Here is a 5,638-nt window from a genome sequence, read left to right as displayed (position 1 = left end):
TTAGCAGAAAGTAAATTTTCATCTCTAATTCCTGGACTTCCTCCATGTTGAATAATTTGGTCTGCATGAATAGCTTTAGCAATAATTTCATCTATCCAAATAGGTTCTTTCATTATGCTAATTCTCGTAACGCATTTTTATATTTTTCACTTCCTTTTTTATAAATAGCCATAGCTTTTTCAAAATTAGCTTTGTTAGTTTGATTAGCTTGTATTTCTTGAGTTTCAGAATCTTCTGGCATAAGAATAATAACTCGCACATTTGTAGGAGTATTTATTTCTAGAGGATGTTCTAAAATTAGATTGCCATTTTTATCAATTTTGCCGTTAATTTCTATTGCTTTCATTGACATTAGCTAAATTATTTAGTGATTATTATAAATATTCTAACATCAAAATTTAAAAGTAGGTTGGGTTAAGCGATCGCGCAACCCAACAGATACCTATTTTTGTTAGGTGTTGTTGTTTATTCAAGCAATTTTTTGGGTTTCCTCCGTCAACCCAACCTACATCTTTTAACTTCTGACTTCTGTACGTCGCCAATCCGACGGCTCCCCTATTAAACTTCTGACTTCTACTCATTCCACTCACCCTGCACAACAAATGCTGCCCAGTAATAGGGTGCTTTCCAATTATCTGAACTCAACATTTCTAATTGAGTTTCTCTCATTGACTCCACAGGATTTTTACCTGTTTCTAATATTTTCTGATAATAATTTTCCATTAATTCAGCAGTCGAATTATCTGCCACACTCCATAAACTTACTACTACTCGTTTAGCTCCCGCATACATAAATCCTCTGGTTAAACTGACTAATCCTTCCCCTCTTATTTCTTCCCCAACTCCCGTTTCACAAGCACTTAATACCACTAATTCCGCTGGCATTTCTAAATTAAATATATCGTTTAATTGTAAAAATCCTGGTTTTCCTTTGCCAGTTTTATCATACAAAGAAAGCACTAATCCTGATAATTCTGGTTGAGTTTCATTTAATAATCTGTGGGTAGCTAAATGTACTATTTGATATTGGGATAAGTTGGGATTTATTGCGCTTTCTCGATTGGCATCGAAGTCTAAAGATAGTTGTTCTAAATTATCAGGAACTAATGCTAATATTGCTTCTGCTTCTTGACGGGTTCCTTCTAAGCGAGAGAATGATAAACCGAGAAAATCTTCTAGAGAACGGGTTAATGCCATTGCGGTTAAATTATTAGTTTCGGTTTCTTTTTTTGTTTGAGAAGCTGTTTGAAACCGGGGGTCATTATCTGCAAATACTGGGTCAGCAAAAACGGCTACTTTTTTCGGTGCAGGGGTTCTGCCTTTGACTTGTTCTCTGAGAATATCAATGCTTGAAGCTGAAGGTAAGGTGACAATTTCATGGTTGACAATTAGGGGTTGATAGTTGGTTTGATTGAGATTTTGTGGCAGTGGTAAAGCTGCAAAAGGAATGGTCTGTAATATTCCATCTCCTACTATTAGTAGTCGTTTATTTTCTAATTTATTTGCTACAGGCGACAATAATATTTCACTTAATTTAGTTCCAGTTTCTGGTACTGGGGAAAGAGAGGTTATTTCTTCTCTAAATTGTTTAGCTAATTCTTCTATTTCCGTTCTTGGAGGTAATTCATAACTGCGCTATTGTAGACACCGCCAATATTATGGAGAGTGGCAGCTTCCCCTCCTTTATCCCCTACTTGCTCATATAGAGGTAAAGCTTGATTGTAGAAAGTGAGTGCTTTTTGTTTTTCTCCTAAGCTATTGTAGACACCGCCAATATTATGGAGAGTCGCAGCTTCCCCTCCTTTATCCCCTACTTGCTCATATAGAGGTAAAGCTTGATTGTAGAAAGTGAGTGCTTTTTGTTTTTCTCCTAAGCTATGATAGACAAAACCGATGCAAAGGAGTGTGCTTGCTTCTCTTTTCAGGTTGCCCGTTTTCCTAAATAGTAATAGTGCCTCTTCCCATTTAGCGATCGCTCCCCTCAAAGATTCTGCTGTACCTTGCTTAAATAGTTCATGTCCCTGCTTAAATAATTTTTCTGCCTCTGCATTGGGGTCTGTCTGAGCAATAACTTCTCCCCCATTGACAATATTGGGCAACATTAATACAGGCAAACTGACATTAAATAACATCAGACTATTCACACTGAGAATAGACAACCACCTCTTGGGAGAAACCATAGATTTAACCCTTGCCTCACAACTAGAAATTTTCAATACTATTATATTTCTAGTTTCAAGGAAGATATGCAATTTCAGTTATCAGTCATCAGTTATCAGTTATCAGCTCCCATAAATGTCCTACGAGAAACTGAGTTTGCGTAAACTCAATATTGAACTCTGGATTAAGTCGCTTATTTTATGGCACAATAGTGAAGGAACCAAATTGACGAAAATGGCGATCAAAACTAAATGCTTGAGTTATATCATGTCCGGTTAAACAGTGATAAATAAATAACTACGGAGTCCTCAGGAGTCAACCCACCCCTCGCCCCTCCCCTCCTGGGAGGGGAAGGACCGAGTCAGGAGGGAAGAAAGAAGAAGGAAGAAGAAGAACTGGAGTTGAAGGAGAGAGTTTTCTTATCACTAATTATCCGGACATGATATAATATAGATAATATTTTCTCTAACTCGCTTACCTCTGTTCCATCCCACTTGCATCAGAGCATAGCGATCGCTCTGTTCATCAAAAACAGTATCCAATCTAATATTTCCATGAGAAGGACGTAATTTAGCATATTTCCTAATTACTTGTTTGACGATTTCTCTATAGGTCTTTGGGGTATCAATTGTAAAACCTCGACTTTTTCTAAATCTACAACCAACAATTTCTTATGCAAATTATTAATTACTAATTTGCCGATAGATTCACTAAATATATTATTATAAGTAAAGCTACTAATAGCTAGATAAATTTCCCTTTCATTAACTGTTGAAGTTTCTCATATTGTGGTTCATAAAAAAATCTGTGGTCAGAAAAAATTTGTTAATTGTTGTTCTAACTCATCTAACCCTTAACCAGGAGAAATTCCTAAAGCTTGTTTCTGCTCCATAAAACTGATACAAAGCGTCACATAACGTAACAACTTGATGTTTACTTCCTGCTTCTACTGAGGCCGTCGGCGGTTACTCATCCACAGGCATTCATGCGCAGGCATTCACGGTCGAGCCGACCGCATTTCTTAAATTTATACTGGCGTTTAAATCTCTATCTATTGACAACCCACAATCTGGGCAATCATAAGTTCTCAGATGCAAGGGCATATCTTGGACATGACCACAGTTGGAACAAGTTTTTGATGATGGGAAAAACCTGTCAACTACTACTAGCTCAGAACCGTACCATTCACACTTGTACCCAAGCTGTCTCCTAAACTCATAAAATCCTTGGTCGGCTATTGATTTCGCCAGCCTATGGTTAGCTAACATACCCCTGACATTCAAATCTTCTATGACTACACTGCCGTGGTTTTTGGCTAAGTATGTTGTCAGTTTATGAAGTGCGTCTTGACGGATGTTTGCTACTTTTCTATGCGATCTGGCTATCTTCTGTTGTGCTTTTTTCCAGTTGGCAGAGCCTACTTCTTTATGACGATTTAGGTATTGCAGCCTAGACAACTTAGCTTCAAATTTCTGATATGCTCTCACACTCTCAAATACTTTCCCATCACTTAATGTAGCTAAGGTTTTCACACCTAAATCTACACCTACTACATCAATTTTTTGGGATGTAGTGTGAAAATTAAATTCATAGCTACAGCTTAGATACCAATCACCTGCTTGTCTACTAATGGTGATTTTTTTGGTTGTTGCTTCAATGGGTTCGTAAGTTTTGACAATACCAATAAAAGGTAATTTGTGACTCCATCCATTTAATTCTATTGGTTTTCCGCAATTATCTATTGTGAAAGAGTCAGACCTACCTTTTCTCTTAAATCTTGGATATTTACCCAACCCTTGAAAAAACCTCTTAAATGCTTCACCTAAGTTTATGTTTGCGCAGCATTCCGTAGGAAAAGCATATTGATAGACCCGGGAGGACAAGTTTTTCATCCAAGGATAAAGAGGTTTTGTGTGATTGGTAAAAACTTCTCTAATTATACGAACATTGGGTTTATAACCATTTTTATAAGCGGCATTCCACAAGCTTAAACCCCAGTTATAACACCATCTGGTATAACCTGCGTGTTGAGCCAACAGGGTTTTCTGCTTGTTATTTAGTTTGAGCTTTGTACGAATTGACTTGTACATATTTCTAGCCCTTTTTTAAACTGTATTTTTTCACGTCTGTAAAGAACTATCAAGTTATACTACGTTATAACGTAAATTGTCAACTAGGTCAAAACTCTCCCAAAATTGCCCGATAAGTTTTTAGTTCATTAGGGTATGTTAATTGGGTTATTGCAAAAACTTATAGTGTTTCTCTGTTGCTTGTTGCCTGTCCCCTAAAATTCAAAACTTTTGTATCTCACCAAATTTGAGAACTACTGAGAACTACTATCTATAGCAGTCGAAGCACGCGGTCATGGACATATCAAAAGCTTAAAACTCAGACAACGCCAGATTTTTCCTTCTCTCCTAGATAACTAAAACCTTCTTTCTTTTTCTTTCTTTCTTCTTCCTTCTGCTATACTTTGTCATAGATTGTTCTAATTTATCAATCCCATAGATTTTTCGGCGTTGGTAAAGCGCGTGTATGATATTCATCTTAATTCTTTAGGACTCAACCTACCCCTAACCCAACCCACCCGCGCGCCCCTCCCAGGAGGGTAACTCAGTCGGACTGAGTCAGGAGGGTAGAAAGAACCAGAAACCCCGAGTAGAAGGAGAAAGTTTTTTGGTGGCGTAAAGGTAACGGAGTTCTATCGCGCTCTTATCGGGACATTATATCATACCTCTTTTCACCAATGCCAATATAAGGAGTTGGTAAATGAAGGTATGATTTATATTTGGGGTAGCGCTCTGTAATATCATGTTCGGACGGGTCAGTTATAATAAAATTTAAGGACTCCGGGTATCGACAGTACCAAACAAATACTTAAATTATCAATACCCCCAATACCAATATTTGTTCTTTTTCTCCAATATTTCCTCCTGACTCCTGAGGACTCACAACAGTCATTTATAAGTATTCAACCGTTAGCGTAGCTCCCCCGGAGGGGGAACATGATATAACCTATCCCGGTTAATCATTGGGGGATTGCCCCTACAATTTTCATCTTGTATAGCAATGAGCGTTGGTATATTTACAAATTGCAGGAGGGGCTAAATAGCTAAAAGTCTATATTATCGGCAATTTATTCCTCCAGAATAGCTGTTGCCTGTTGACTGTTGCCTGCGCACAGCGCTATAATTTATCAACACCGATTTTTCAAATGACAAGTACTACCTTGCAATGATAAAATCATGTAAGGTAGTACCTATTAAATATAATGTTGCAATAATATGTGTTAAACAGATGCGTAAGCTTGTTCTAGTTGAGAACCAACTTGCGGAATAGACAGAGCATTTACATTCTGAGTTTTACCAGAACACTGCCAGAAAGCTTGAGCTACTCCTAAGTATCCTCTGGAAACTTTAGAAACGTTTATAGCTGTGCTGATAACTGTTGGCAAACAAGGACTGGGTATGAAGGTTGA

At 37.5% G+C, this 5,638-nt stretch carries 7 protein-coding genes and 1 pseudogene; all 8 read right to left on the bottom strand.

The features are described from left to right. Window positions 1-112: 112 nt before the first annotated feature. Window positions 113-352, bottom strand: a complete 240-nt coding sequence (locus F6K13_RS15665; RefSeq protein WP_124146869.1) for a hypothetical protein — start codon at window positions 350-352, stop codon at window positions 113-115. A 46-nt stretch (window positions 353-398) separates the two neighbouring features. After that, window positions 399-581 (bottom strand): hypothetical protein, encoded by a 183-nt coding sequence (locus F6K13_RS15660; protein ID WP_124146870.1) that lies wholly within the window; start codon window positions 579-581, stop codon window positions 399-401. Next, window positions 574-1,518, bottom strand: coding sequence for a CHAT domain-containing protein (locus F6K13_RS15655; RefSeq protein WP_240039138.1), 945 nt, complete (start codon window positions 1,516-1,518; stop codon window positions 574-576). Before F6K13_RS15655 ends, F6K13_RS15660 begins: the two co-directional genes overlap by 8 nt. An 83-nt stretch (window positions 1,519-1,601) precedes the next feature. Continuing rightward, complete coding sequence (locus tag F6K13_RS15650; protein ID WP_240039139.1) at window positions 1,602-2,216, bottom strand: tetratricopeptide repeat protein; 615 nt, start codon at window positions 2,214-2,216, stop codon at window positions 1,602-1,604. A gap of 369 nt (window positions 2,217-2,585) precedes the next feature. Beyond that, on the bottom strand, window positions 2,586-2,747 hold the full coding sequence (locus tag F6K13_RS15645) for an element excision factor XisI family protein (protein ID WP_240039140.1): 162 nt from the start codon (window positions 2,745-2,747) through the stop codon (window positions 2,586-2,588). Continuing rightward, window positions 2,747-2,917: pseudogene (locus F6K13_RS15640) on the bottom strand (element excision factor XisH family protein); the annotation flags it as partial. The gene F6K13_RS15645 and the pseudogene F6K13_RS15640, both read right to left, overlap by 1 nt. A 226-nt stretch (window positions 2,918-3,143) precedes the next feature. Continuing rightward, window positions 3,144-4,250 carry an RNA-guided endonuclease TnpB family protein gene (locus F6K13_RS15635; protein ID WP_124146872.1) on the bottom strand — a complete coding sequence of 369 codons (1,107 nt, stop codon included), beginning with the start codon at window positions 4,248-4,250 and terminating at the stop codon, window positions 3,144-3,146. A 1,199-nt stretch (window positions 4,251-5,449) separates the two neighbouring features. Beyond that, on the bottom strand, window positions 5,450-5,638 hold a 189-nt coding region (locus tag F6K13_RS15630), incomplete at its 5' end, for a hypothetical protein (RefSeq protein WP_287287805.1).

It is taken from the genome of Okeania sp. SIO2B9, assembly GCF_010672505.1.
GTDB classification, from domain to species: Bacteria; Cyanobacteriota; Cyanobacteriia; order Cyanobacteriales; family Microcoleaceae; genus Okeania; species Okeania hirsuta.
The sequence above is the reverse complement of the archived record's forward strand: the minus strand, read 5'-3'. Positions and strand labels throughout refer to the sequence as shown.

What these genes read in the sequence shown, in the direction of transcription:
- F6K13_RS15665 (WP_124146869.1), bottom strand. Translation starts at nt 352, where the DNA reads ATGTCAATGAAAGCAATAGAAATTAACGGCAAAATTGATAAAAATGGC.
- F6K13_RS15660 (WP_124146870.1), bottom strand. Translation starts at nt 581, where the DNA reads ATGAGTAGAAGTCAGAAGTTTAATAGGGGAGCCGTCGGATTGGCGACG.
- F6K13_RS15635 (WP_124146872.1), bottom strand. Translation starts at nt 4,250, where the DNA reads ATGTACAAGTCAATTCGTACAAAGCTCAAACTAAATAACAAGCAGAAA.